The organism is Bacillus marinisedimentorum, from assembly GCF_001644195.2.
GTDB classification, from domain to species: Bacteria; Bacillota; Bacilli; order Bacillales; family Bacillaceae_O; genus Bacillus_BL; species Bacillus_BL marinisedimentorum.
In genome coordinates this window covers 59,037-83,484 of record NZ_LWBL02000043.1, presented here as the reverse complement: position 1 = coordinate 83,484, position 24,448 = coordinate 59,037, and the positions used below count along the sequence as shown (strand labels likewise).

23 protein-coding genes and 1 pseudogene are annotated in these 24,448 nt (G+C 46.2%); 8 read left to right on the top strand and 16 right to left on the bottom strand.

Features of this window, described 5'->3' with window-relative positions; all coding sequences use genetic code 11:
• Nucleotide 1: 1 nt before the first annotated feature.
• The 8 genes from A4U59_RS13310 to A4U59_RS13275 form a co-directional block, all read right to left on the bottom strand.
• On the bottom strand, nucleotides 2-871 hold the full coding sequence (locus A4U59_RS13310) for a DNA-3-methyladenine glycosylase family protein (protein ID WP_070121061.1): 870 nt from the start codon (nucleotides 869-871) through the stop codon (nucleotides 2-4).
• A gap of 112 nt (nucleotides 872-983) precedes the next feature.
• Nucleotides 984-1,799: a delta-lactam-biosynthetic de-N-acetylase gene (pdaA, locus tag A4U59_RS13305; RefSeq protein WP_425388903.1), complete on the bottom strand. Its 816-nt coding sequence runs from the start codon at nucleotides 1,797-1,799 to the stop codon at nucleotides 984-986.
• 127 nt (nucleotides 1,800-1,926) lie between these two features.
• Nucleotides 1,927-2,112: an SE1561 family protein gene (locus tag A4U59_RS13300; RefSeq protein ID WP_070121060.1), complete on the bottom strand. Its 186-nt coding sequence runs from the start codon at nucleotides 2,110-2,112 to the stop codon at nucleotides 1,927-1,929.
• Between the two features lie 89 nt (nucleotides 2,113-2,201).
• Nucleotides 2,202-3,002: a YfkD famly protein gene (locus A4U59_RS13295; RefSeq protein WP_070121059.1), complete on the bottom strand. Its 801-nt coding sequence runs from the start codon at nucleotides 3,000-3,002 to the stop codon at nucleotides 2,202-2,204.
• Nucleotides 3,003-3,115: 113 nt separating this feature from the next.
• Nucleotides 3,116-4,468 (bottom strand): MATE family efflux transporter, encoded by a 1,353-nt coding sequence (locus tag A4U59_RS13290; RefSeq protein ID WP_070121058.1) that lies wholly within the window; start codon nucleotides 4,466-4,468, stop codon nucleotides 3,116-3,118.
• A 431-nt stretch (nucleotides 4,469-4,899) separates the two neighbouring features.
• The gene (locus tag A4U59_RS13285; protein ID WP_070121057.1) at nucleotides 4,900-5,079 is read right to left on the bottom strand and encodes a hypothetical protein; all 180 of its coding nucleotides are present in this window, start codon (nucleotides 5,077-5,079) and stop codon (nucleotides 4,900-4,902) included.
• Between the two features lie 132 nt (nucleotides 5,080-5,211).
• Nucleotides 5,212-5,601 carry an OsmC family protein gene (locus A4U59_RS13280; protein WP_070121091.1) on the bottom strand — a complete coding sequence of 130 codons (390 nt, stop codon included), beginning with the start codon at nucleotides 5,599-5,601 and terminating at the stop codon, nucleotides 5,212-5,214.
• A 299-nt stretch (nucleotides 5,602-5,900) separates the two neighbouring features.
• Complete coding sequence (locus A4U59_RS13275; protein WP_070121056.1) at nucleotides 5,901-6,782, bottom strand: cation diffusion facilitator family transporter; 882 nt, start codon at nucleotides 6,780-6,782, stop codon at nucleotides 5,901-5,903.
• A gap of 264 nt (nucleotides 6,783-7,046) precedes the next feature.
• Between A4U59_RS13275 and A4U59_RS13270 the strand changes: the two genes are divergently transcribed.
• On the top strand, nucleotides 7,047-8,231 hold the full coding sequence (locus tag A4U59_RS13270; RefSeq protein WP_070121055.1) for an MFS transporter: 1,185 nt from the start codon (nucleotides 7,047-7,049) through the stop codon (nucleotides 8,229-8,231).
• A gap of 155 nt (nucleotides 8,232-8,386) precedes the next feature.
• Nucleotides 8,387-8,842 (top strand): TlpA family protein disulfide reductase, encoded by a 456-nt coding sequence (locus A4U59_RS13265; RefSeq protein ID WP_070121054.1) that lies wholly within the window; start codon nucleotides 8,387-8,389, stop codon nucleotides 8,840-8,842.
• 49 nt (nucleotides 8,843-8,891) lie between these two features.
• Here the strand turns inward: A4U59_RS13265 and A4U59_RS13260 are convergent, their stop codons facing one another.
• Nucleotides 8,892-9,809, bottom strand: coding sequence for a DMT family transporter (locus tag A4U59_RS13260; protein ID WP_070121053.1), 918 nt, complete (start codon nucleotides 9,807-9,809; stop codon nucleotides 8,892-8,894).
• 274 nt (nucleotides 9,810-10,083) lie between these two features.
• On the opposite strand from A4U59_RS13260, the gene A4U59_RS13255 reads away from it, so the two are divergent.
• Complete coding sequence (locus A4U59_RS13255; RefSeq protein WP_070121052.1) at nucleotides 10,084-12,018, top strand: heavy metal translocating P-type ATPase; 1,935 nt, start codon at nucleotides 10,084-10,086, stop codon at nucleotides 12,016-12,018.
• A gap of 730 nt (nucleotides 12,019-12,748) precedes the next feature.
• Here the strand turns inward: A4U59_RS13255 and A4U59_RS13250 are convergent.
• The 5 genes from A4U59_RS13250 to A4U59_RS13230 form a co-directional block, all read right to left on the bottom strand.
• Nucleotides 12,749-13,591 (bottom strand): YihY/virulence factor BrkB family protein, encoded by an 843-nt coding sequence (locus A4U59_RS13250; protein ID WP_070121051.1) that lies wholly within the window; start codon nucleotides 13,589-13,591, stop codon nucleotides 12,749-12,751.
• 49 nt (nucleotides 13,592-13,640) lie between these two features.
• Nucleotides 13,641-14,123, bottom strand: a complete 483-nt coding sequence (locus A4U59_RS13245) for a low molecular weight protein-tyrosine-phosphatase (RefSeq protein ID WP_070121050.1) — start codon at nucleotides 14,121-14,123, stop codon at nucleotides 13,641-13,643.
• A gap of 207 nt (nucleotides 14,124-14,330) precedes the next feature.
• Nucleotides 14,331-15,053 (bottom strand): amino acid ABC transporter ATP-binding protein, encoded by a 723-nt coding sequence (locus A4U59_RS13240; RefSeq protein WP_157888181.1) that lies wholly within the window; start codon nucleotides 15,051-15,053, stop codon nucleotides 14,331-14,333.
• Between the two features lie 2 nt (nucleotides 15,054-15,055).
• Nucleotides 15,056-15,700, bottom strand: a complete 645-nt coding sequence (locus tag A4U59_RS13235) for an amino acid ABC transporter permease (RefSeq protein ID WP_070121048.1) — start codon at nucleotides 15,698-15,700, stop codon at nucleotides 15,056-15,058.
• 138 nt (nucleotides 15,701-15,838) lie between these two features.
• A complete protein-coding gene (locus tag A4U59_RS13230; protein ID WP_070121047.1) occupies nucleotides 15,839-16,603 on the bottom strand; it encodes a glutamine ABC transporter substrate-binding protein in 765 nt (254 codons plus the stop codon).
• 290 nt (nucleotides 16,604-16,893) lie between these two features.
• Here A4U59_RS13230 and A4U59_RS13225 point away from each other — a divergent pair, with 290 nt between their 5' ends.
• Complete coding sequence (locus A4U59_RS13225; RefSeq protein ID WP_070121046.1) at nucleotides 16,894-18,243, top strand: alanine/glycine:cation symporter family protein; 1,350 nt, start codon at nucleotides 16,894-16,896, stop codon at nucleotides 18,241-18,243.
• The gene (locus tag A4U59_RS13220; protein ID WP_070121045.1) at nucleotides 18,227-18,481 is read left to right on the top strand and encodes a hypothetical protein; all 255 of its coding nucleotides are present in this window, start codon (nucleotides 18,227-18,229) and stop codon (nucleotides 18,479-18,481) included. Before A4U59_RS13225 ends, A4U59_RS13220 begins: the two co-directional genes overlap by 17 nt.
• Here A4U59_RS13220 and A4U59_RS13215 read toward each other — a convergent pair.
• A complete protein-coding gene (locus A4U59_RS13215; protein WP_070121044.1) occupies nucleotides 18,467-19,306 on the bottom strand; it encodes a formate/nitrite transporter family protein in 840 nt (279 codons plus the stop codon). The genes A4U59_RS13220 and A4U59_RS13215 overlap by 15 nt on opposite strands.
• 644 nt (nucleotides 19,307-19,950) lie before the next feature.
• Nucleotides 19,951-21,861, bottom strand: a pseudogene (gene pulA / locus A4U59_RS13210) (type I pullulanase); the annotation flags it as partial.
• A gap of 190 nt (nucleotides 21,862-22,051) precedes the next feature.
• On the opposite strand from pulA, the gene A4U59_RS13205 reads away from it, so the two are divergent.
• The 3 genes from A4U59_RS13205 (at nucleotide 22,052) to A4U59_RS13195 (ending at nucleotide 24,431) form a co-directional block, all read left to right on the top strand.
• On the top strand, nucleotides 22,052-23,140 hold the full coding sequence (locus A4U59_RS13205; protein WP_070121042.1) for an FAD-dependent oxidoreductase: 1,089 nt from the start codon (nucleotides 22,052-22,054) through the stop codon (nucleotides 23,138-23,140).
• 595 nt (nucleotides 23,141-23,735) lie between these two features.
• Entirely contained in the window at nucleotides 23,736-24,137 is a 402-nt protein-coding gene (locus tag A4U59_RS13200) for a DsrE/DsrF/DrsH-like family protein (protein WP_157888180.1), read from the top strand.
• A gap of 54 nt (nucleotides 24,138-24,191) precedes the next feature.
• A complete protein-coding gene (locus A4U59_RS13195; RefSeq protein ID WP_070121041.1) occupies nucleotides 24,192-24,431 on the top strand; it encodes a sulfurtransferase TusA family protein in 240 nt (79 codons plus the stop codon).
• Nucleotides 24,432-24,448 lie beyond the last annotated feature (17 nt).

Sequence of the window (24,448 nt, the reverse complement as noted above, 5' to 3'; positions counted from 1 at the left end):
TCTATGTCTCGATGCTCCTCCACAAATACAGGGAAGCATAGCTTAGATAAGGTTCCCATTCGGAACCAAGTTCTTCTATTTGGGCAGCATTTGGCTTTTTCTCCATGCCGTAAAGTTTTTTGATCGCATTTTGAATGCCGATATCCGCTTTCGGCAGGAGATTCGGCCGGCCAAGACCGAATAGCAGCATGTTTTCTGCGGTCCAGGGCCCGATCCCCCTATAAGCGGTCAATGCCTTTATAACCGTTTCATCATCCATCTGTTCGAGCTGTTTAAGCTGCAGGCTTCCTTCATATACAGCCTTTGACAGGTCAATCACATATTCAGCTTTACGGCGGCTGAACTGCAGATCCTGCAGGGCTTCATACGGAAGGTCCTTGACTGTTTCTGGCGAAGGATAAAACCAGACGCCGTCTATTTCAAAACCGAATGTTTTTTTGAAGCGCGACGAGAGGGTGTAGGCGAATGACATGTTCAGCTGCTGATGAATGATGCATTTCATCAGGCAGCCGTACAAGCTGAAATCCCGCACGAGCGGTGTGCCTCTGAATGCTTTGAATAACGGTCCGAGTTCTGTGTCCTGGAAATGATCCATGATCGGCCCGAGTGGTGTTTCCCATTGAAAAATGGCAGAAACCTGTTTCAGGGCATCTTCTTTGAGGCTCTTATCGGAACCGGATACTTTAAATTGCGGGCTGTCCGTATCGCCAAGGCTTTGCACTGTTATGACGGCTGGCACGCCGCCTGCGGCGACCGGTACATGAACGATTCTTTTATCTGCATCGTATTTGAGCAGCGGATCGATGGACATCCTGTCCAGTGCCTGGCTGAAATTGTACGGGGCATCCGGCTTTACTGTTTCTTCCCACATTCCTTTTCACCCTTTGCCAATACATAGTAGTTGTATTATAGCATGTCCTCCGTGCTGTTTCCTTTCGAGGAATTTTTCCGCCAAGAAAAAAAGCCCCCTGGTAAGGGCTCACTTATGGCACGAGGATGAGCGGGTCCTGTACCCGCTTGCGGATTGTGAGGTCATCAAGGCTTTTGAACGTATACCCTTCTTTTCTCAGGTCATCAATCGCCTTGCCGAGTGCATCGGCATTGTCACTGGAAACGGTATGCAAAAGGATGACAGCACCAGGATGGATTTGTCTCATGATATTATCATAAGCATACCGCCACCCTCTTTGGGCGTCTGTCTTCCAGTCCACAAAGGCAAGTGACCAGAATACGTTTTGATACCCGAGCTCTTTGCTGATTGCAAGGGTACGTTCGCTGAAAATTCCGCGGGGCGGGCGAAGGTAAGACATCCCTTTTTGCCCTGTCAGCTCCTCATATTTCTTTTTCACTTTATCCAGCTCTTCGCGGACGCGCTCGTCGCTCACTGTCGTCATATCAGGATGGTGCCAGGAATGGTTGCCGACAATATGTCCTTCCGCTGCCATTCGTTTTACAAGCTCGGGCTGGTCCTCCAAATAATGGCCGGTGACGAAAAAAGCCGCCGGGACTTTCTTTTCTTTCAGCACATCAAGGATTTTTTCTGTGTATCCATTTTCATAACCGTTATCGAACGTAAGATAAATATCCTTTTTTTCTGTATCTCCCAGATAAAAAGCATCATACTTTTTCAAGAGTTCATTCAACTGTGCGCCTGCATCAGGGGGCTGGTGATCTGTACTGCGCTTGAAGCCCCAGTGCAGCGCTTTATTTGAATACGTTTCAGCCGCTGCCGGGCTTGCCCCTAAAAGAACAGCCAGTAATAGCGCCATTGCTGTTATGATTGGTTGCCTTGTTTTCATCGATTAACTCCTTTGCCTGTTTTCCCTTATTTTTCTCTGCTGCATCTATGCTCATTCAGCCGATATTTTCCATCCAGGCAAAAAGAAAAACAGACCGATGGCGGCCTGTTTTCAAGATGCGTTATGACTATTTTTTATCTTTTTGGAACCGGTCGACTTTTGTCTGGATATTATCGAGCATTTCCAATAAACGGTCAATATCTTCAACATCAGTTGATTCCGGATCAAGGGAATCAATGACATCCATAAACAGTTCAAGCCGGTTTTTAAGGTAGTTGAGTTGGGATTCGTTATCTTTTACTGCCTTGCCCATAAAATGAAAGCCTCCTTCTCTTCCCCCCATGCTATCCAAATTATGATATCCAGGCAATAGGTCCATCGTGATTTTTTTGGGATTGCAGATTATTTCGGCACATCAGAAGCAGTAAACGAAAAAGAAAGGTGGTCCTGTATCGGAATCCAGGCACCGATTCCCTGCTGGGTCACATTTTTCACGACGATGCTGCGTTTATTGCCTTTCAGCTGCAGATACACTTCCCCATAGGTCACTTTTCCTTTTTCATTCACAGCCGGCACATAGGCGTTCAAATACCCGATTTTTTTCGGAGCGACATTGTAAATTTGATCTTTTTTCGTCCCTTTTCCGATAATCGTACTGAATGAAAGAGGAAGCTTCGACTGCTCCATTGCATGGAGGAGCATCATTTTTTTCACATCATCCGAATGTGGAACCTTCGTTGTAAGTGCCCCTTTTACCGTTTTTTCCTGTTCCTGCTGATAATAAAGGCGCTGTGGAGCCTTGCCGCCCCTATTATCAATCTTGTTGACATTTACTTTATGATATTCCCAGTTTGCGCTCGCTTCATCTGAATCATAGCGGAGCGGCCACTGACCGAGGTAAACAGTCGCCCGGTATCCAAAAGCGAGCGGCGCATTATTAATGGATGTTTCGTTTAAAATCCGGATGAGGTTGGGATTTGTGATTTTTTCATCCGATGTATCAAGCAGCTCCTTGGCCAGATCGCTTGGCTGCAAATACGGAAGTTCCTGGGCAGGATTCGGATACGTGTTTTCCTTGGAAATGTTGATGACGGAATCCGGGACCACCTGCTTGTTCCCGTCCGGTTTTTTGGCGGCTGCCAATGAAGGAATAAGCATCAGCATGCATGATATAAGTAACAGTACCGTTAATTTTTTTCTCATGTTCGTAAAATCTCCTTTCGTGATGGTATTCGTATTTTTTTCGAAAGGAATTGAGTTTATCCATACATGAGAAATAAAATTGGATCAGCACTCGGAAAACAGGATCCTGAAACTTAAGTCCCTTCTCCTTTATCATTGAACACCTTTACGTTTCGCCAGCCCCCATAAACATAGTAACCGGCAGCGATGAAGCTGCTGATGACCAGGCTGATACCCATCCCGATTGCGATGCCTCTCTCTCCGTACCAGTTTGAAAACAGGTACGACAGCGGATAGCGAAGCACCCAGAAAGAGATCAAATTGAGCACAAGCACCTGGAACATAGCACCTGATGACCGCACTACGCCGTTCAACACAAAGTTGATGCCGAGAAACGGATAAAAAAACGCAATGGTTTGCAAATAAAGGGCGCCGAATTCAATTGTCCCCTGATCATCAACGAATAGCCGGATCAAATACTCACCTGTGAAAAAAATGACGGCACTGATGGAAAACATGACAGTAAGGATGAGCATGACAGATTTTTGGGCGATTTCCCCTACTCGGTCCCATTTTCCTGCACCTATGTTCTGACCCGCCATACTATTCACGGCCGAACCGAGAGTAAAAGCCGGAAGCATAATGATACTGTCAATCCGCTGGGCGGCTCCGAAGCCGGCTGTGACATCTTCCCCAAAGCGGGTGACAACTGTCATAATCGCCATAACACCCGCTGAAATGGCCATCATTTGCAGACCCGCCGGCAAGCCTACTTTAAAAAGCGCATAAAGATATTCTTTTTCAGGAACATAAGGCTTGATAAACGGCACCTTTTTCTTCATGAGAGAATAAATAAGCCCATAAAAGAACGCCACTCCCTGGGCGGCAATCGTCGCATAGGCGGCACCTGCGATCCCCATATCATAATAAGAAATGAAAAGCGGATCGAAAAAAGCATTCAGTACGACAGCTGCCGTCACAAACCGGATCGGTGTGCGGCTGTCCCCAAGTGCCCGCAATACGGTTCCTATAAAGTTATAGCCGAACAGCATGATAATACCTAGAAAATTGATATGAAGGTAACTGCGGGCTAAAGGAAGGATGTCTTCTGGAGTTCCCATCAGCCTCAGAATCCAATCTGTCACAGCATAACCAATCAGCCCAAAACTGATAGACATGATTGTAAGGACTACGGTAAAAGCATTTAGTGACTTTTTCAGCCCTATCTCATCTTGCTGCCCCTTTTTCTGGGATAATATCGTCAGCGTTGCGCTGTTAATCCCGATGATAAAGGACAGAACAGTGAAAATGACCGTAGCTGAGATCGAAATGGCACCCAGCGCTCCCGCACCGAGCAAATTCCCGACCCAGATGCTGTCAATAAATTGATAAGAGGTTTGCAAAATGTTTGTTAAAAAGATGGGACCGGAAAACAGGAGCATCTTTTTCCAGATGCTCCCGGTTGTAAAGTCGTAAGCATCGGCCATTTCTCTCCCCCCTTCATTTGATAATGCTGGTGAAACGTGTGTTTGCTGAAAAAAACAATCACAACCGCTCGGCATGAGTTGCCGCCGGTTTTCCTGGCAGTGTAATTTCATTAAGTTTTCCGGCTTATTGCTGCATAACCGGGCTGTTTTATGCTGTGGACCTTGTGATTTCGCGTCACGCAACTTATTTTCATGCTGTTTTCCCGTTCTTTCACGCCGGCTATCCAGGCTTTCTCCTGCGATGGCCGGTTTTCACGCCATAATTATAATTTTTCATGCGGAAAAGTGGATTTTTCACGTCGGAGCCCCGCTTATTCGCGCCGTAACCCGGCCGTTTCACGCCGCAATCCCCGTTTCACGCCGTTACCCGGCGATTTCACGCCAAAACGCCCTATCGGCATCAAACCACAAGAGCACTTTCTCACACCCTGTCACACTTGCTTCCGCCAAGCGACAGCAAGGCCTTTTGCGGCCCGCCCCATAAAGGAAGCAAACGCTATAATCGTCGCAGAATATATTACAAACAGAAAAGCCGGTTCCCAGTTCAGCAAACCGCCTGCAACTGAAACAGGCACTCCGATAAATACGAGTAAAGTAAATACTTTATTCATTGGCTAACCTTTTTCCAACTATTTATTAGATAGCATCACTAAACAGCGAACGCTTAAAATCACCTTACCCCCTGGTTCAAGTTTCGAACCTTCACCTCAAAAAAAGGCTCCGTCATCGACGGAGCATGGGGATCAGCCTTCTATCAATTCAAAAGTTTCGTTAATCATGATGCTGTCTTTAACAGACTGGGCCATCGAACAATTCTTTTTTGCGAGTTCCATTGACCGTTCGATTTTTCGCTGTTCAAGATCCTTTCCCTTAATGATGAAATGGATGTTCATTTTTTCAATCCGGTCGGCTTCCGCTTCATTGCGTTCGACATCAGCCTGGATTGTAATATCACTGATGTCCAGCCGCTTTTTCTCAAGGATTTTTCGAAGGACGCCGCCGCTGCATACCGCTACAGATGCAACCATGAGCTGATAGGGACGAAATCCGTATTCATCCTGCCCGGCCACTTCAAGTGTGCCGAATTCCAGATCTGCCTTAAATCCTACTTCTTCTTTCATTTTAAATTCGATCAACGTCATCACTCCTGAAATTAAAATATAGACTGTGTTAACCTTTTATTTGATAAAAATGCCGGCAAAACCTTCTGCTTTCCTGCTACATGTATAGGACGGTCCGGCCTTGCACGCTACAGGGGGAAACCAGCTCACAGCTTACTGCTGTCAATCAAGCCGTCCCCGCCCTCCCTCGCTCCGCGGTTCATTGAAGAAAGCAGCCCCGCAATGAAATGTTACACAGACAGGATTATACAGTCCCTGCTGCTCCTAACAATCATTTTACCTTACCCAGCGGCCCCTTATATAAATAATGCCTACAGCGGTTCTTTTCCTTGAGGTTCCATATGGATATGGGTCGTTTTGATTGCGTGCTTGTTCTCCATAACTTCTTCAATGCAATCGGTAATATTATGGGTTTCAACAATGCTCAGGGCCGGATCGACTTCTATGACGACATCCACGACAATATCATTTCCATACTTTCGCGCCTTAAGATCATTGATTGTTTTTACCCCTTTAACCTTTTTTATCGTTTCATTATATTCTTCGAGGCGGTCCTGTTCGAATCCGTCACTCAGCATATGTGCGGTCTCCCGGAAAATATCCCACGCCGTTTTGATGATGACTGCCCCGACAACGAAAGCGGCGAGCGGATCAAGCCATACCAGCCTGAACTGGGCGCCGAGAATTCCAACAAGGGCACCGACACTGACGAGGGCATCGGAAAGGTTGTCCTTGGCCGCTGCCATGAGGGCCTGGCTTTTAGTTTTTTTCGCAAGGCTGCGGTTGTATAAAAAGACGCCCAGCATGACAATAAAGCCAATAAACGCGACGAGGGCCGCGGTCATGCTCGGCTCGCTCGCTTCCCCGTAAAACAACGCCTTGCCGGCATCAAACAAAACTTGTGTTCCGATGGAAACCATAATGAAAGAAGCGGCCAGTGACGCGATCGTTTCCGCCCGTGAATGGCCGTATGGATGATCCTCATCCGGCGGCTTTCTCGATATCTTAAGGCCGATTAAAACCGCAACCGAGGCAAGGATATCTGTCGTATTATTCCAACCATCGGCTACAAGTGCTTTAGAATCGAGTGAAAACCCATAAAAGATTTTAAAAATCGACAGGATAATATAGGCGGTAATACTGACCCATGCCCCTCTGTCCGCAAGATGACGATTTTGATTGGATTCAGTCATTTCAAGTCTCTCCCAAAAAAATTTCCTACTAAAATCATCGTAACAAACAATATACAATTGGTGCTACAGCAACCTTTTTGCCGTCGGAAACGGATAGTGGCATAAGGAAACACTTGCCCTTAAGCGAAAAAAAATTTCCCTCACGAAACTTTTGCAGAGGAACAAATGCCTGGCAATTGCCTGGCAATTGCCAGGCACCTCATGTAACATCATAATTGTTACATGAGCAAAAATTTATTCATTTATACATAGGAGCTATTTGATATGACTCATTCTGCTTACCGTTTTTGGATATTGACGATAATTGTGGCGATGTCCGGGTTTTCGCAGGGGATGCTGCTGCCCTTGATTGCCGTTATTTTGGAACAAAACGGTGTTTCATCCTCTATTAATGGATTGCATGCGACCGGCTTGTATATCGGCGTGTTGATCGCCTCTCCATTTATGGAGAAACCGCTGCGCCGGTTCGGGTTTAAACCGGTCATTGTTGCTGGAGGCCTGCTTGTCCTTTTATCGCTTGCTTTTTTTCCGCTGTGGGAATCGCTGTGGTTCTGGTTCTTCCTCAGGCTTTTAATAGGCATCGGCGACCATATGCTCCACTTCGGCACCCAGACTTGGATCACCTCGACTTCGCCGCAGCATAAGCTGGGTCGGAATATTGCGATATACGGTTTCTTCTTCGGTCTCGGTTTTACCGCCGGTCCCGTCATGACCCGCTTCGCAGAGGTGAATCCTGCCCTGCCTTTTTTCCTGTCGTCGGGGGTCAGCCTGCTGATCTGGCTATCTTTGTTCACCATCCGTAATGAACTGCCCCATAAGGATTTCGATGGTACACACGAAGGCGGTACGTTCAAACGGTTTGCCGCCGCCTGGAAAATTGGGTGGGCCGCATTTCTGCCACCATTCGCTTACGGCTTTCTTGAAGCATCACTGCACGGCAATTTCCCTGTCTATGCCCTGCGTACGGGCATTGATGTCAGCAGCGTATCGATCATATTACCCGCCTTTGCCGGCGGCAGCCTCATTTCCCAGCTGCCGCTAGGGGTTCTTAGTGACAAAGTAGGCCGCAGAAAAGTCCTTCTGTATACAATGTTCAGCGGAACGGCCATCTTTTTATCAGCAGGCTTTATCCAGGAGTCCGCTGTGTTGCTGTTTTTGAGCTTCCTGGTGGCAGGCATGCTCGTCGGATCGATTTTTTCACTCGGAATCAGCTACATGACAGACCTATTGCCGAAGCACCTGCTCCCTGCCGGCAACCTGATGTGCGGCATCAGCTTCAGTATCGGCAGCATTCTCGGTCCATTCCTGGGCGGGTTTGCCATCGAACTCATGACAGAAAGTTTCTTTTTTGTCATCAGCAGCCTGCTGCTTATCATCTCACTTCTCCTCCTATTTTATAAAAAAGAGGAACTGCACCATCGAGCAAAGTTGGATCATGTCAGTCACTAGTACAAGCAGCCCGCTTTTGCATAGGCACTATGCCTGGAACATACACTACTTACACTATACCCGTTATTATTTGACATCAAAAGCGTGCGTTACTATAATTAAAAATAGATATTAAATTAAAATAATTATAATTAACTTTCAAAGGAGTCGATGATATGAAACTGCGTGAACAAATGCCTGAACTCGAAGGCGCCACTGAGTGGCTGAATGGCGAATTGACAAAATCGGATCTTACCGGTGAACGTCCGACTCTCATCCACTTCTGGTCGATCAGCTGCGGAATGTGCAAAGAGGCCATGCCGCAGGTTAATCAGTTCAGGGATGAATACAAAGACAGGCTTAATGTCGTTGCGGTCCATATGCCCCGCTCAGAGAAGGACCTGAACCTTGAGGATGTTAAAACAACAGCAGAGGAACACGGCATTACCCAGCCGATTTTTGTTGACAATGGGCACAAGCTGACAGATGCCTTTGAAAACCAGTATGTCCCGGCATATTATGTTTTTGATAAGGACGGCAAACTGCGCCACTTCCAGGCTGGCGGCGGCGGCATGAAAATGCTCACAAAGCGAGTGAATCGTGTCCTCGATGAAGCAAGTAAAGAGGAATAAAAGCACTGCCAAAAAAGGGAATCCGCTGAACTAAGCGGATTCCCTACCATTAAACAGACGGCTGCCGGTTCACAATCACGATGCCCAGCGCTACGAGCACAAGCCCGAGCAAAACAAATGCATGAAGCGCCTCGCCAAGAAGCAGCGCAGATAAAAACACGCCAAAAACCGGAACAAGGAACAAATACATCGATACCTTGCCAACCTTATTAAACTTCATCACATTGTTCCAAATAACAAACCCTGCAGCGGACAAAAACGCCAGATAAATCAATATCATGCCGGATTTCACATTGAAATCAAACGGGAATACCCCTGCTGATGTGATGCTTGCGGCCAAGAGAGCAATGGAACCGAACAGCATCTGGTAAGCAGTCAAATACGGCACGGGCATATGCCTGCTCAAATCACGTGCATATATATTGCCAAATGCAGAAATCATCATCGCTCCCATCAGAAACAGTTCCCCGATTCCAAACTTGAGTTCCAGGGAACCTTTCGTAAGATTGACCAGGATCACACCTGTAAACCCGATGATAAGCCCTATTCCTTTACGGATGCTGAGCGCGTCGTCTTTATACAGGAAGTGGGCAAACAGGATTTGAAAAAACGATGTTGACCCAGCGATGATGGAACCCTGTATACCTGTACTGTAGCTCAAGCCGATATAAAACAAAATGTATTGGAAAAAAGTCTGCAGCGCACCAAGCTTTATAAGCGGAACCACCGTCCCCTGCTTAATTTTCATATCTCGTTTCAACAGCCTGAAGAAAACGAGAATCATAAGAGATGCGATGAAAAAACGATAACCGGCAAATAAAATTTGCTCGGCTGTTTCTTCAGAATGGATGTCCAGTGCCGAATAACTCAGCTTTATAAACGGGAAAGCACTTCCCCATAAAAAAGTGGCGGCAACAGCTGCTGCTACAACACCATATCGATTGGTAAAAAATTTTTCGGCATTCATGACTTACTTCCTTTCCTGCAGTTCGATTAACAAGGGAAAACAGGCATCTGCTGAAACCTTCATTCATCATATAAGCAAACAAATAAAAATACAAAATTAATGCATTTATTTGGATTTATACAAAATTTTCATTCACATATCAAGCATGATAAAGTAATAATGATAATAAAATAAATCACTTGTATACGTATATCGCTGCCATCTCATATGGCAGCGTTCGTTGTTTTATCGGAATATTGATTGTGATTAATATTCTCAATTAGGAGGAAGAAAAATGAGCAGTGAAGCAAGATTAATTGATAATACAACTGAATCACATAGAGCCGCTGCAGACAGCCAAACAAACGACTCTTTTTTCAGCCGGTTCCAGGTTCATCTTGAGCTTATCGCTGCACTATTGAGCGGTGTTCTAATTTTAGCCGGCTGGCTGGTCTCAAATGAAACTGCATCTGTCTCCCTTTTTATTACAGCCTTCATAATCGGCGGTTTTGCCAAAGCAAAAGAAGGCATAGAAGACACGATCGCAGATCGCGAATTAAATGTTGAAATGCTGATGATTTTTGCAGCAATCGGATCAGCCATTATCGGCTATTGGATGGAAGGCGCCATCTTAATTTTCATCTTCTCTTTAAGCGGCGCCCTTGAAACGTACACGATGGATAAAAGCAAACGCGAAATCTCCTCCCTGATGGACCTTCAGCCCGAAGAGGCGCTTCGCATTTCTGCCGGAAAAGAAGAAATTGTCCGGGTGGCCGACCTTTCAGTCGGAGACCATATCCTTGTCAAAGCCGGTGAGCGTGTCCCTTCTGACGGAACGATCATCCGCGGCCGCACCACAATTGATGAAGCTGCCATTACAGGTGAATCCGTGCCCGTCACCAAGAATAAAGACGATGAAGTATTTGGCGGAACTGTCAATATTAACGGATCTATCGCTGTGGAAATCACCAAACCAAACGATGAAACGTTATTCCAAAAAATCATCAAGATGGTCCAGTCAGCCCAGAGTGAGAAGTCACCGTCCCAGCTGTTTATTGAGCGGTTTGAAGGGCGTTATGTAAAAGCCGTACTTATCGTTGTCGTCTTAATGATGTTTTTACCCCACTTCCTGTTAGGCTGGAGCTGGACCGAAACATTTTATCGGGCAATGATCCTGCTTGTCGTTGCTTCACCGTGTGCGCTTGTCGCTTCGATCATGCCGGCAAGCCTGTCTGCCATTTCGAATGGCGCCCGGCACGGCATTCTTTTCAAAGGCGGTCTTCATCTTGAAAAACTCGGAGCGATTACTGCCATTGCATTCGATAAAACAGGCACACTGACAAGAGGCAAGCCGGAAGTGACAAATATACTTGTCAGGGAGGGACTTGACCAAGCTGATTTCATGAAACATATCGTTTCCATTGAAAAACACTCCAACCATCCTCTTGCCCAGGCGATCGTAAACTTTGCCGAAAAATATGAGGGGCTGGAGACAATCGAACCTGAAGACATTGAAGATGTCGCAGGCTGGGGTGTTAAGGCCCGGTTCAGCGGTCAGGAATGGAAAATCGGCAAACCCTCATTTATCGGAAAAGCCGAAACGGATTCCTTTCATGACGGCATTTCCACGCAGCTCGCTTCAGAAGGAAAAACCGTGGTGTTTGTAAGTGATGAAAATGGCGTCGCCGGACTCCTGGCTTTAAAAGACGTTGTCCGCGAAGAGACAAAACAGGCAATACGCGATCTGAAAGAACTCGGCATCTACACCATCATGCTGACAGGCGACAGCCACACAACCGCAAATGCAATCGCTAAAGAAAGCGGCGTGCAAGAATATGCAGCCGAATGCCTGCCTGAATCAAAAGTGGAAAAATTGAAACTGCTGAACAAGAAATACGAAGAAGTTGCCATGGTCGGCGATGGCATTAACGATGCTCCTGCCCTCGCAACTGCCAGTGTAGGCATTGCAATGGGTGAAGGCACAGATGTCGCACTCGAAACAGCGGATGTCGTCCTGATGAAAAACGACCTGCCCAAAATCGCTGAAGCCGTCCGTTTATCGAAACGGATGAATAAAATTGTAAAGCAGAATGTTGTTTTTTCCATCAGTATCATAATGGTTCTCATCGCTTCAAACTTCCTTCAGATTCTTGATCTCCCTTATGGGGTAATCGGACATGAAGGCAGTACGATTCTTGTCATTCTAAATGGCCTGCGGTTGTTGAAATAAAAGATTTTAGAGGTTGGGAGCTGCCCATTTGGGGCAGCTTTTCTTTTGGTTGTTGCGAAGGCATCAGACTCCATATGGGGTTTTGGTGGATTGGAGAGTAATTTCCCGTCACGTCAGAAGAGTTCAGTTTCAAGTGGAACGGTCCTCTTTTCACACCGCTGCTTCGTTTCACTAAACTTGTTTCAGGCTTCACCAGGCAGGAGCGGTTTTTACGCGGAATGTCGGATATTTCATGCGGAATAACAGCCTGCCTGTTTTTTCACGGCGGACATATCCCTTTTTCAACTTTTGCTTTCCTATACAAGAACAAATGCGCAAGGCGCCCGCTTAGCGGCGTACACATAAGCGGGGGTACCCGCAGGGAGGTGCTCTTTCCTCCCGGAGGGGAGCACCGCTTATGATGATAGCCGTGGCGCCTGGAGCTGGACGATTCTCTTCTGGCTTTTTAGCCACAACGCTTACATTTTATAATTTCCTTAACAATATAAAAAGACCGTCTCTAAGGACAGTCCTGTACATTAATGATAGTTGTTCGGCTTGTTGGCGCTGCTGCTTGTCTTTTTGCCTTCACCGCTTTTATTCTTTTTATTGTTTTTATTATTTTTACCCATTGCATGTCACCCTCCTTCAATTGAGAGTTGACACTATTTTGCCACCGGCGCAGGATAATATGCACACCGTTCCGCGGCGGTTTGCCCTGAACCGGCACAGGCCGGAAACCGTCTCCTGCCTAATCGATAATGCCTTCCTTCCTGTTCGTCAACACCGCATTTACTTCTCCGCCGAGTATAATGACCATCCCCGACAGGTAAAACCAGATCATCAGGACGATAATGCCGCCAAGGCTCCCATATGACGCGGAAAAATTTCCGAAGCTGCTTACATAATAGGAAAAAAGAAGTGATGATAACAGCCATCCTGCTGTTGCCACAATAGCCCCTGGAATTACACTCTTCCAGTGCAAATGTTTGTTGGGAGCAAAAAAATAGAGACTGCCAAACACAATAAATAATACAAAAAAGCTAAGTCCCCAGCGCACGACTTCCCATACCCTCAAAAAGCCTTCAGAAAGCCCAAAATAGGCAAATACCATCAAGCCGATTTTTTCACCGAATACCGGAAGGGCCAGTGCGACGATAATGACGACAATCATGCCGAATGTCAATAATATCGCAAGTCCCCTTGCAATGAAGAAATTTCTGCTTTCTCCTACGTGATAGGATCGGTTCAGCGCCCTGATCAAAGCATTGATGGCGTTGGAGGCCGACCAGATGGTGCCGATCAATCCGACCGAAAGCAATTTTCCATTTTGGGATGATAAAATGGCTTCAGTATTTTCCTGAATAAGTGTTTTCGTTTCACCGGGGGCGAACTCACTAATGAAATCCATGATTAATTCACCCGAAATGGGCAAGTAACCGACGAGTGTCATTAAGAAAATTAAAAAAGGGAAAAGGCTCAGCAGAAAGAAATAAGCCAACTGAGCAGCGAGCCCCACCGCTTCATCTTGCAGAAACTTCTTGGCGATCGATTTCATAATTGAGAAGACCCCGGTATTATTGGCAGTTTCCATATACCATTCGCCCCGCTTTTAACTTCATCATATTGAACCCGCCCGGACTTTATGCCTGATACTGCCAGCCTTCCCTTTCGATTATGAAATGGAGAAGCCGCTTCGAGCCTTCCTGGACCAGCGCATATACTTCATCGAAATTCCCCGTAAAATAAGGGTCTGGTACATCTTCAAAACGGCTTTCGGGAACGAAATCGAGCAGCCTGCCGATATATCCGGATTCGCCCATCCCTTTAAGCCTGTGCAGATTTCCGAGATTCTCGGCATCCATGGCAATTATGTAATCATACGTATTGATATCAGCTTTTTCAATTTGCCTGGCTTTAATTCCTGTATAATCAATTTCATGCTCAGCGAGGATATCCCTGGTACCTTCATGAGGCAGCTCACCGACATGCCAGTGTCCCGTACCGGCAGAATCAACTGATATCTTGCCCGCAAGCCCGGCTTCAGCCGCCAGTTTCTTAAAAACGGCTTCAGCCATCGGCGAGCGGCAGATGTTGCCGAGACAAACAAATAAAACGTTTACCATCACACTCTCACCTCTGCTCATAAACATTTCATATCCCTATCATAAAACATTTACACCCCATTGGAAAATGCCAGTGAAGAGATCTCACCGGTTAGCGAGCATTGAGGCCCTTATCCATATTCTTAAAAACGGCCACTGCGCCGAAACTCTTGCTGGCTGCCAATTTATGCTTTCTTATACGGAAAAAGCTGAAGCATATGCTCCAGCTTAAAGGACCTTGCTCAAAAACTCCTGTGTCCGTTCATTTTGCGGATTGTCGAACAGTTCCTCAGGCTTGTTTTCTTCCATAATGATGCCTTCGTCCATGAAGATGACCCGGTCGCCGACTTCTTTGGCAAAGCCCATTTCATGGGTGACGACAACCATCGTCATCCCCTCCTTTGCCAGGTCTTTCATGACTTGCAGCACATCGCCGACAAGTTCAGGATCCAGTGCGGAAGTCGGTTCGTCAAATAGCATGACTTCCGGGTTCATCGCGAGCGCGCGTGCAATCGCAACCCGCTGCTTCTGGCCGCCGGAGAGGCTGGCCGGATAGGCCTTCGCTTTATCAGCGAGCCCCACTTTTTCAAGCAGTTCAATGCCGACTTTCTCGGCTTCTCCCTTGCTCATGTTGAGTACCTTTTTCGGTCCCAATGCAATGTTATCCATTACCGTCATATGCGGGAACAGATTGAAGTGCTGGAACACCATTCCCACTTTGGCCCTCACTTTATTAATATCTACCGCAGGATCTGTAAGGTCCTGTCCAGTTACGATGACCTGGCCCCCGTTGACCTCCTCCAGCAGGTTGAGGCAGCGCAGGAGTGTACTTTTTCCTGAACCCGACGGACCGATGACACATACGACTTCCTGTTCCTTAACTTCCATATCTATGCCTTTTAATACTTCATTTTTACCGAATGATTTATGAAGATCTTTTACTGTGATAATCATCAGACATCCAATCTCCTTTCCACCCTGCTAAGAATGATCGAAGCTGGTATGGTGATAATCAAATAAACGACACCGAGCATTGCAAGGGCTTCGAACGTAGCAAATGTTGCATTATAGTATTGCCGTGCCATGAATAGCATTTCGTGTACTGCAATAACGGAAAAGAGTGAAGTGTCTTTCAAACTGATTACGAACTGGTTTCCCAATGGAGGAATCATGCGTTTGAATGCTTGAGGCCAAATGATATAGCGCATTGTCTGCTGCTTTGTCAGCCCGATTGACCGGCCTGCTTCCCTCTGTCCCGGATCAATGGAATAAACGGCACCGCGGACAATTTCTGCAATATAAGCACCCGCATTGATGGAGATGGCGATAATTGCCGCTGTCACTTTATCAATATTGATACCGGTCAGATCCGATATTCCAAAGTAAATGAATAATATCTGCATGAGCATTGGCGTTCCGCGGACCACCTCAACATAAACAGTCGAGATGCCGTACACCAGTTTATTTTTCGAGAGCCTGCCGATGCCTGCCAGTGCCCCGAGAATGAATCCGAAAAGCAAGCCGATAAGCGTGATGCCTAATGTCAGCCAGAATCCTTCGAATATAAAAGGTAAGACCTTTATATAGTGGGAATCCATATCTCGAATCTCTCCTTCATATGTTTCAAATTTAATGTTCCATATTAGAAATAGTGCCGCTTATCTTTGAACTGCAAGGGAAAAGGCACAGCAAGCCAATCAGCCCCTGTGCCTTTCGATTAGCCCCCTTGCCTGATGTTATTCTGACTTCTCGGTGCCTAATGGCCTTTCATCGAACCATTTTTCATAAATATCATCATATGTTCCGTTATCCTGCACGTTTTTAAGTCCTTCATTTATTTTATCAACGAGCTCAGAATCTTTTGGCATTGCGATTCCATACTGCTCACCCTGGAGGATATCGCCGACCGTTTTCATGTCGCCGCCGCCTTCAGTGGCAATATAATACTTTACGTTTGGAGCGTCATACAGCACTGCATCAAGGCGTCCTGCCTGCAAGTCCATGTAGGCTTCAACGATACCCGGGAAAGCCTGGATTTCTGCATCTGGATGATTATCTTTCAAGTAGTCTTCACTTGTTGTGCCTGAACGGGTGCCGACTTTTTTACCGGCAAGGTCTGCTTCAGACTTGATTTCTTCATCATCCCCGCGGACGGCAATCATCAAACCGGCATCATAATAAGGATCGGAAAATTCGATTGATTCTTTACGTTCCTCAGTGATGGTGATGCCTGCAATCCCGATGTCATATCGCCCTGACTGCATTCCGGCGATGACACCGTCGAATTCCATCGCTTCAATTTCAACTTCAATCCCCTGGTCTTCTGCAATCGCATTGATTAAATCGATATCAAACCCTTTGAGTTCACCGTCTTCTTCGTCCACAAACTCAAACGGGACGAAGCTGTTATCAGTCGCAACTGTGTATTTATCACTTCCGCAAGCTGAGAGTATTGCCCCGAACAAAAGTAAAATAAAGCCAAACAGCATTCCTTTTTTCATCATCTTTTCCCCCTCTTTAATATCTCCTTACTATTATGACAAAAATGTTAATGAATGTGAATATTCTAAAAATTGAGTATATGTCCATATTAATTTATTTTATTCAAATAGTTTCATTATTTCTTCTGATTGCTTCATCTTAATCGCTTATCCTCTTATTTGCTATCAGATAAGGTGGAATATTCAGAATATCCGGATATTTCACTTGACATTTATCCTGATGTTTCAGAATATTTTATATAACACTGCCTAATTTTTATATACTATTAGACAAAAGGAGGACATCATTAATGGAATGGATTAGTACCATCAGTGGGTGGGTCTGGGGGCCTCCTCTGCTGATCTTGCTTGTCGGTACAGGTATTTATTTGACATTGCGTCTTGGATTTTTGCAATTCCGCACTCTTCCATATGCTCTTAAGCTTGTTTTCAGCAAGCAGGATGATGACAAGACGAAGGGGGATATCTCCCACTATCAGTCGCTGACAACGGCCCTGGCCGCAACTGTGGGGACAGGGAATATTGCCGGTGTTGCCACAGCCGTCTTTTTCGGCGGTCCCGGTGCAGTCTTCTGGATGTGGATCACGGCGCTTTTCGGAATGGCCACAAAGTATGCGGAAGCCGTACTGGCTGTCAAATACCGTGTCCAAAATGAAGATGGTGAAATGTCAGGCGGCCCGATGTATTACCTCGAACGGGGCATGAATGCGAAAACGCTTGGTGTTTTATTTGCTTTGTTCGGCGCCATTGCCGCATTTGGAATCGGTAACCTGGTCCAGTCAAACTCAGTTGCTGAAGTTGTCAAGAGTACATTCAGCATCCCTTCATGGGTGACCGGCGCACTTCTTACCGTCTTCACAGCCCTTGTCATCCTTGGCGGAATCAAGAGTATCGGTAAAGTGACTTCATTCTTTGTTCCAATCATGGCCTTATTTTATTTGATTGCGGGACTTGTGCTGATGATAATGAATGCCGGCGAAGTTCCTGCAGCTGTAGTTTTGATTTTCACTGATGCGTTTACTGGCGATGCAGTTGCCGGCGGTGCGCTCGGTTCTGTCATCCGCTGGGGTGTTGCGCGCGGCGTCTTCTCTAATGAAGCAGGCCTCGGTTCTGCGCCGATCGCTGCCGCTGCCGCTAAAACAGACTATCCGGCACGCCAGGCTCTCGTTTCCATGACTCAAGTGTTCATCGATACGATTGTCATCTGTTCCATCACAGGTATCACGCTTGTAATGGGCGGATTGTACAACGGGGAGCTTCAGGGTGCGGAACTGACTTCCGCAACATTTGAGCATTTCCTTGGCGGAGCAGGATCAGTCATTGTATCGGTCGGCCTGGTATTCTTTGCTTTTTCAACAATTATCGGCTGGTCTTACTATGGCGAAAAGTGTTTCTCTTACCTGTTTAATGATTCAGCGATCAAGTATTACCGTCTCGCTTTTGTCCTTGCAGTCTTCATCGGTTCTATTTCCACTCTGGAAGCTGTATGGGGAATCGCAGACATCATGAACGGCCTCATGGCGTTCCCTAACCTGATCGGACTGCTGGGACTTTCCGGAGTCGTTGCTTCCGAAACGAAGATTTTCCTTGAACAGGCCAAGAAAGAAAAAGAAGCCGCTGCAAATGAAGCAGCAATTTAAACAAAACGGCGCCCTCACCGGCGCCGTTTTCATTTATGTATCAGGTTGGTTAACCGCGGCTTTGGTATACTCTGCAGGTATTCGTTTTCACCAGGGGGGCGAAAATGCGGCACCCGTTCTTGCCTCTCTTCGGAAGCTTTCAGAAATCAAGTGCGATTCCGAGCGTATCCGTAGCCTCGCATTAAAAAAAGCCTCCCTGACTGACCAGGAAGGCGAGTGTATGCTAGCTGCTCACTGATTGATGTGGAGAACTTGTAAGTACCGCCTGCTGAACCGCTTTATTCTCAGCCGGCTTTTTGGACGTTTGCAGGTACGTATACAGTGCTCCGACAAACACGCCTCCGCCGACAATATTTCCAAGCGTGACAGGAACAAGGTTATGAACCATTCCGGCAACGGAAATGGTTTCGGGATGCGGCAGCATTAGAGCGAGCGTGAACAAGGACATATTGGCGATGCTGTGCTCATAGCCGGAAACAAAGAAAGCAAATACAAGTAAAATCGTCATGGCCAGCTTTGCCCCGTCTCCTTTCGCCTGCATAGGAATCCAGATAGCGAGGCATACGAGCCAGTTACACAGGATTGCGCGGAAGAACAGTTCGGATGCGGTTAGGTTCATTTTCGTTTCCACAACATCCATCATCATATGATCTGGTCCAATCGCTGCAAACAAACCCGTCATGACAAATAATCCGGCAAAAAAGGTGACACCGAGAAAATTTCCGGAATAACAAAAGAACCAGTTTTTCAGGAGGTCCGCAGCCCCTGTCTTCTTCCGCAAGGCAGCGACAGTGAAATACATCGTGTTGCCGGTAAAGAGTTCAGCTCCGCCCCAGATAATGAGCATTAGGGCAATCCCGAAAGAGATGCCGCTCATTAACGGAGTGAACGGAGACTGTGCCTGATAAAATGTATCGCCAAGCCTGAAGCTTACAATAACGGCAAAACTGATGTAGATGCCGGCAAGAACAGCCCGCATTATATATTGAAGAGGATTCTGATTGAGCAGGTCCGCCTTTTTTGACGCCAGCACGGTTATTTTTTCAATTGCTTCTTTTTCCATTGTGCTCTTCCTTTCTGTTTTCTTGTCTATTATTTTATTTGTGATTTATTTCACAATTTGTTGTGCAACTATAGAGTACTCCGGAGAAAGAATGGTTTCAAGCCAAATAATGAATTGTTCTTATGATTGACAAAGCATCAAAACTGTAAGCGGTTGCCGTGAAAGTGGGGGTTGAAGACTGCTTCCGGGTGTGCTATTGAACGAGGACACACCGTGAAAGACACTGACAGGTGTGATCCATGGTATTACAAATTGTATTTCGGTGAGGGTTGGCGGAATGTCCCAGGCACGCCCTGCGGCAGAGAAGACACCGTGAATGCGGACGAGGGAAACAGGGACGGATGCCGCACTTGTACCTCTGGTGAAAGCGGGTACCTGCGGGAGACTCAGCTCCCTTTTGAAACAGCCTTCTATGATATATAACATAAGCATCTGACCAATTTAGTCCAGGAAAACTCACGAAAATCCCTGGATTTCAATTGCAGGCAACAGCCAAAACGTAAAGAAAACTCGCAGATGGCGAGCCTTTAGGCGAAGACAGAGGCGTAGTTGCCCTTATCTATAATCTTAACGTGGAAATACTCCCTTGCTGACAATTTATACTTTCCTATATGGCAAAAAAGTCCGGCCAGTGCCGGACTCCCTCACGATTCTATTTCTTCTTCCAATATGAGCACAAGGGTGCCGATTGCCGGAATCACCGCCTGTTTCCCTTCTATTTTAGCGATTTCCTCATACCCGGCCTTTTGCCCGTTGACTGCGATCTTCCAGATTCCGTTTGCAGGTAATTCCAATTCCATTCCGATCCGGTTAGCATTGTGCGCAACAAGGATGCACGGGGCGGGATCGCCATTGGCATGGCCGGACAACGTGAAGGCGACTGTTTGCGGCGGGCAATCAAGAAAATGCAAATGCTCCCTGATCTGTTTTTTGCTTCTCATCCTGAATGCCGGATGCTGTTTCCGAAGAGCAACCAGTCCTCTTAAATAATGGACATCCTCTTTAAAAGCGGCGCAGCGGTGCCAGTCAAGCCGGTTCACTTCATCAGGTGATTTATACGAATTGTGATCGCCATTTTTCGTCCGCATGAACTCCTGGCCGGCATGGATGAATGAGATGCCCTGGGATGTCAAAATAATACTGGAAGCGAGTCTGTGCATCTTTTTCAGCTCGGCAATTTCCGCATCAGGATTCGATGCTTTAAGCTTATCCCAGAGCGTCAGGTTGTCATGGACTTCCACATATGAAACAACCTGCCCCGGGTCTACATAAGTGGCGATTTGATCTTCGTAATCCATTCCTCCCGCAATCCCCTGTTTGACCTGTTCTTCAAGTCCCGGCCTGCCGCTCACAAATCCGTTATCATCCGCTATGAACACACTGCCTTTCAATCCGTCGCGGATCCGGTCGTCAAAATGTGCGATCCCTTCCATTTTAGCTGCGTTTTTCTGTGTCGCTTTTGTTTCGCCCGGCAATGGGGTATTGAGATCCCAGCCTTCACCCAGGACTAAAATCGTCGGATCGATCTTATTCAGCGCTTGCCTCACTTCATTCATCGTCTCGATATCATGGATGCCCATCAAGTCGAAACGAAAGCCATCAATCTTATATTCATTTACCCAGTACAGCACTGAATCGACAATGAATTTCCTCGCCATTTTCCGCTCTGAGGCGATGTCGTTGCCGACACCGCTTCCGTTTGCAAGGGTGCCGTCTTCGTTGTATCTGAAAAAGTAGCCCGGCACAAGCGCATGAAAATGGGACTCATCCACATCGTAGATATGGTTGTACACGACATCCATAATGACTCTAAGGCCGTTTTCATGGAAAGTCTGGATCAGTTGTTTCAGCTCTTTGATTCTTGTATATGGATCAAATGGATTGGTCGAATAAGATCCTTCCGGGACATTGTAATTTTTCGGGTCATACCCCCAGTTGAACTGTGGTTCATCAAGTTTCGTTTCGTCAATTGTCCTGAAATCGAAAATCGGGAGCAGCTGCACATGGGTCACGCCAAGTGATTTGATATGGTCCAGGCCCGTTTTGATGCCTTTAGGGCCTGCTGTGCCCGTTTCGGCGGCGCCAAGAAACTTTCCTTTATGATAAATCCCGCTGTCCGGGTGGATGGAAAGATCACGTATATGCACTTCATAAATGATGGCATCTTCCGGTTTGCTGAAAAACGGCCTTGGATGCCCTTCCCATCCGTCCGGATCCGTTTTTTCAAGATTAATGACAGCCCCGCGGTCCCCGTTTACGGATACCGCCTTTGCATAAGGGTCTACTGCTTCCCGCCATTCATCTGCTATTTTAACTTTATATGTGTAAAAAAAGCCTTCGCGGTCCCCTTCAAGTGCGGCTGTCCAGGTACCCTTTTCCGCTTTTTCCATGTCGGCTTCAATTCCTTCATCTGAACCGATATCTTCATAGCAAACAACCTTCGCCTCTGCAGCGGTCGGTGCCCAGAGCCGGAACGTCGTTTTTTCCGGTGTGAAGAGAGCACCAAGGTCATTGCCGCTGTAATAATATTGCTCATCAAAACCAAGCGTCCGAACGTGTTCATGCATATCCGCCATTCAACCCCTTTGCTTCTGCGTTCCTATTGCCAATATAATCAGGCATCGAATAATTGGTGCCTTCTTTAACCTTCATATAAGTGTAAGTTTTTCATCCATCAAAGCTACCCAACCCGAATAGAAACCCGCAAGCTTGGAAAAGCTACTATTTTGATTGGAGGGAATAAAAATGAAAGTCGCAATTATGGGCGCAGGGCTTGCTGGACTTTCCTGTGCCGTTACACTTGAAAAATTCGGTATCACCCCGCATGTATTTGAAAAACGAGGCCAGGTCGGTGATCGTTTTGTAATGTCCGAACTTATTTTATCAATGATGCATCCGCCTATTAAAGACAGTATCCGCTATTTGGCCGAAGAACACCAGCTATATATCAGGCCGGTTTCAAATTTGAGTACTTTATGGATTCATTCTCCAAACGAGTCAGTTGCAATAAGAGGGAACCTGGGCTTTATCAATGTGAGAGGCAAGCACCCAGATGCTTTTGAAAAACAGCTGGCTTCAGATCTGAAAGTCCCGATTACCTTTCACTCGGAAAACTCTTATGAAAAGCTGCTGCGTGAATATACTCATATCATCCTTGCCACAGGTGATGCTGCCTACACAGAAAAAATCCAGCAATTGGACGTTGCCTATACAACAACTTTAAGAGGGATGACAGTATCAGGAACGTTTAAACGAACGGAAGGCCAGGCCTGGTTTGACAACCGCTTTGCGCCCAAAGGAATGGGATATTTACTCCCTTTCTCCGATACGAAAGCAATGTTGGTCCTGGCTTATCCTGAATATCCTGAAATCAAGGCTCTCGACGAGGAAAAACTATGGAAAACCTTTATCCATACCGCTAAGAACACACTGAATCAAAAACTTGAAGTGGTCGATTCCTTTCATATCAATAATTACATCGTCGGAAAATCCGGACATGCCCGGATCGGCAATACTTTTTTCACTGGAAATTGCTTTGGGGGTATAATGCCCTTCATGGGTTTCGGCCAATTCGAGTCAATGTTAACCGGCATTTATGCAGCCTATGATCTTGCAGGCAAAGGGAATTATGACGACCTGACTGCACCGCTTAAAGAAAGCTACCGCCTTTCCCTTACCCTCAGGCACGCCATTGAGCAGCTTGATAACGCCGGACTCGACAAGCTGGTAAGGTCACTTAAAAACCCGGCCGCACAAAAAATACTGTTGAATGACAAACTTCACTCTTTGAAATGGGCGGCCCGATTTGTCAGAATGGGGCAGTTTTTAAATTGATATTCAAATCACTGTGCGGGAGTCAAGACCGGCAGAAAAAGCCAGAAAACTGCTGGTCCTTTCCTCTGGAAGCTCTTCCTTCAAATTAATCGCCTGACAAAAAGGCCAACAGCATCGAAAGGATGACTTACCGGCCTTCATAAAGAATCCCTTCCCCGTTGACCACCCAAGTACGGCTATCCCGGCAAGAATCCGGCTGCCGAAGTGATCATAGACCTCTTTACACTTGGCAAGAAGCCTTGAGTACTTCACTGGACAATAAATACAGCCCCAGTGAGGAAGGCTTCCATCCAGCATTTTTTATGAATGAGCCTGTCCTCTGACTAATTGCTATACCCTCTCATTACCCAATTTAATACTTATTTCCGGATTTTGGTCACACATCTTTCATAAAGGTATAACAGCACTTTTACTCTATTCTGATATGATAAAAGAGCAGTACAGAAATACACATACCCCTATATCCATTCAAGAAATTGTCACACTTTGTGAGATATATCACATTTTTGTCACAGACATACCGATAGGGGTTAAAGTAAGATAAAGGTGTAAAGAAAATATGAAGAAAAACCAATTGGTTAAAGGAGGTTCCACTATGGAACAACAAGTACCTTCAATGGCAATAATTCTTTTATCAGAGGATATCGAAAAGGTTCATGCCGGCGCTCTTGTAGGCTCAATGGCTGCGATGTCCGGTATGGAAGTCAACCTTTTTGTGACAATGAATGCTTTGAAGCCTTTCCTTAAGAAAAGTGTCGAAAACAAAGACTTCAAAACTGGCGATGTCGGCAAAGCACTTATCGAGAAAGACGCTCCTTCCTTCGACAAACTGATCCGTGAAGGACGCGAAATGGGTACGCTTAACGTTTATGGATGTGCACTTGCCCTTGATGTAATGGAATGGAACAAAGACGACCTGATCGATGTGTTTGATGACATTATCGGTGTTACTAAATTCCTCGGCATGGCTCAGAATGGTCAAGTCGTAACTATGTAACTCCATAGATTCGGATAAATACTTTTATGATTTATTTTAAAGGAGGATTTCACAATGAGTGAAGTACAAGTAACAAAATCAGTAGATGCCCGCGGTTCTTACTGCCCTGGACCATTGATGGAACTGATCAAAAGCATAAAAGCTGTTGAAGTAGGCAACGTAGTAGAAGTCATTTCAAATGACGAAGGTTCAGCAAAAGACATCCCTGAATGGGCAAACAAAATGGGCCATGAAGTGGCATTCAACGATGAAGTAGAAGATTACTGGAAAATCGGCGTCCGCAAAATGCGCTAAAGGGGTACTGGGAGAAA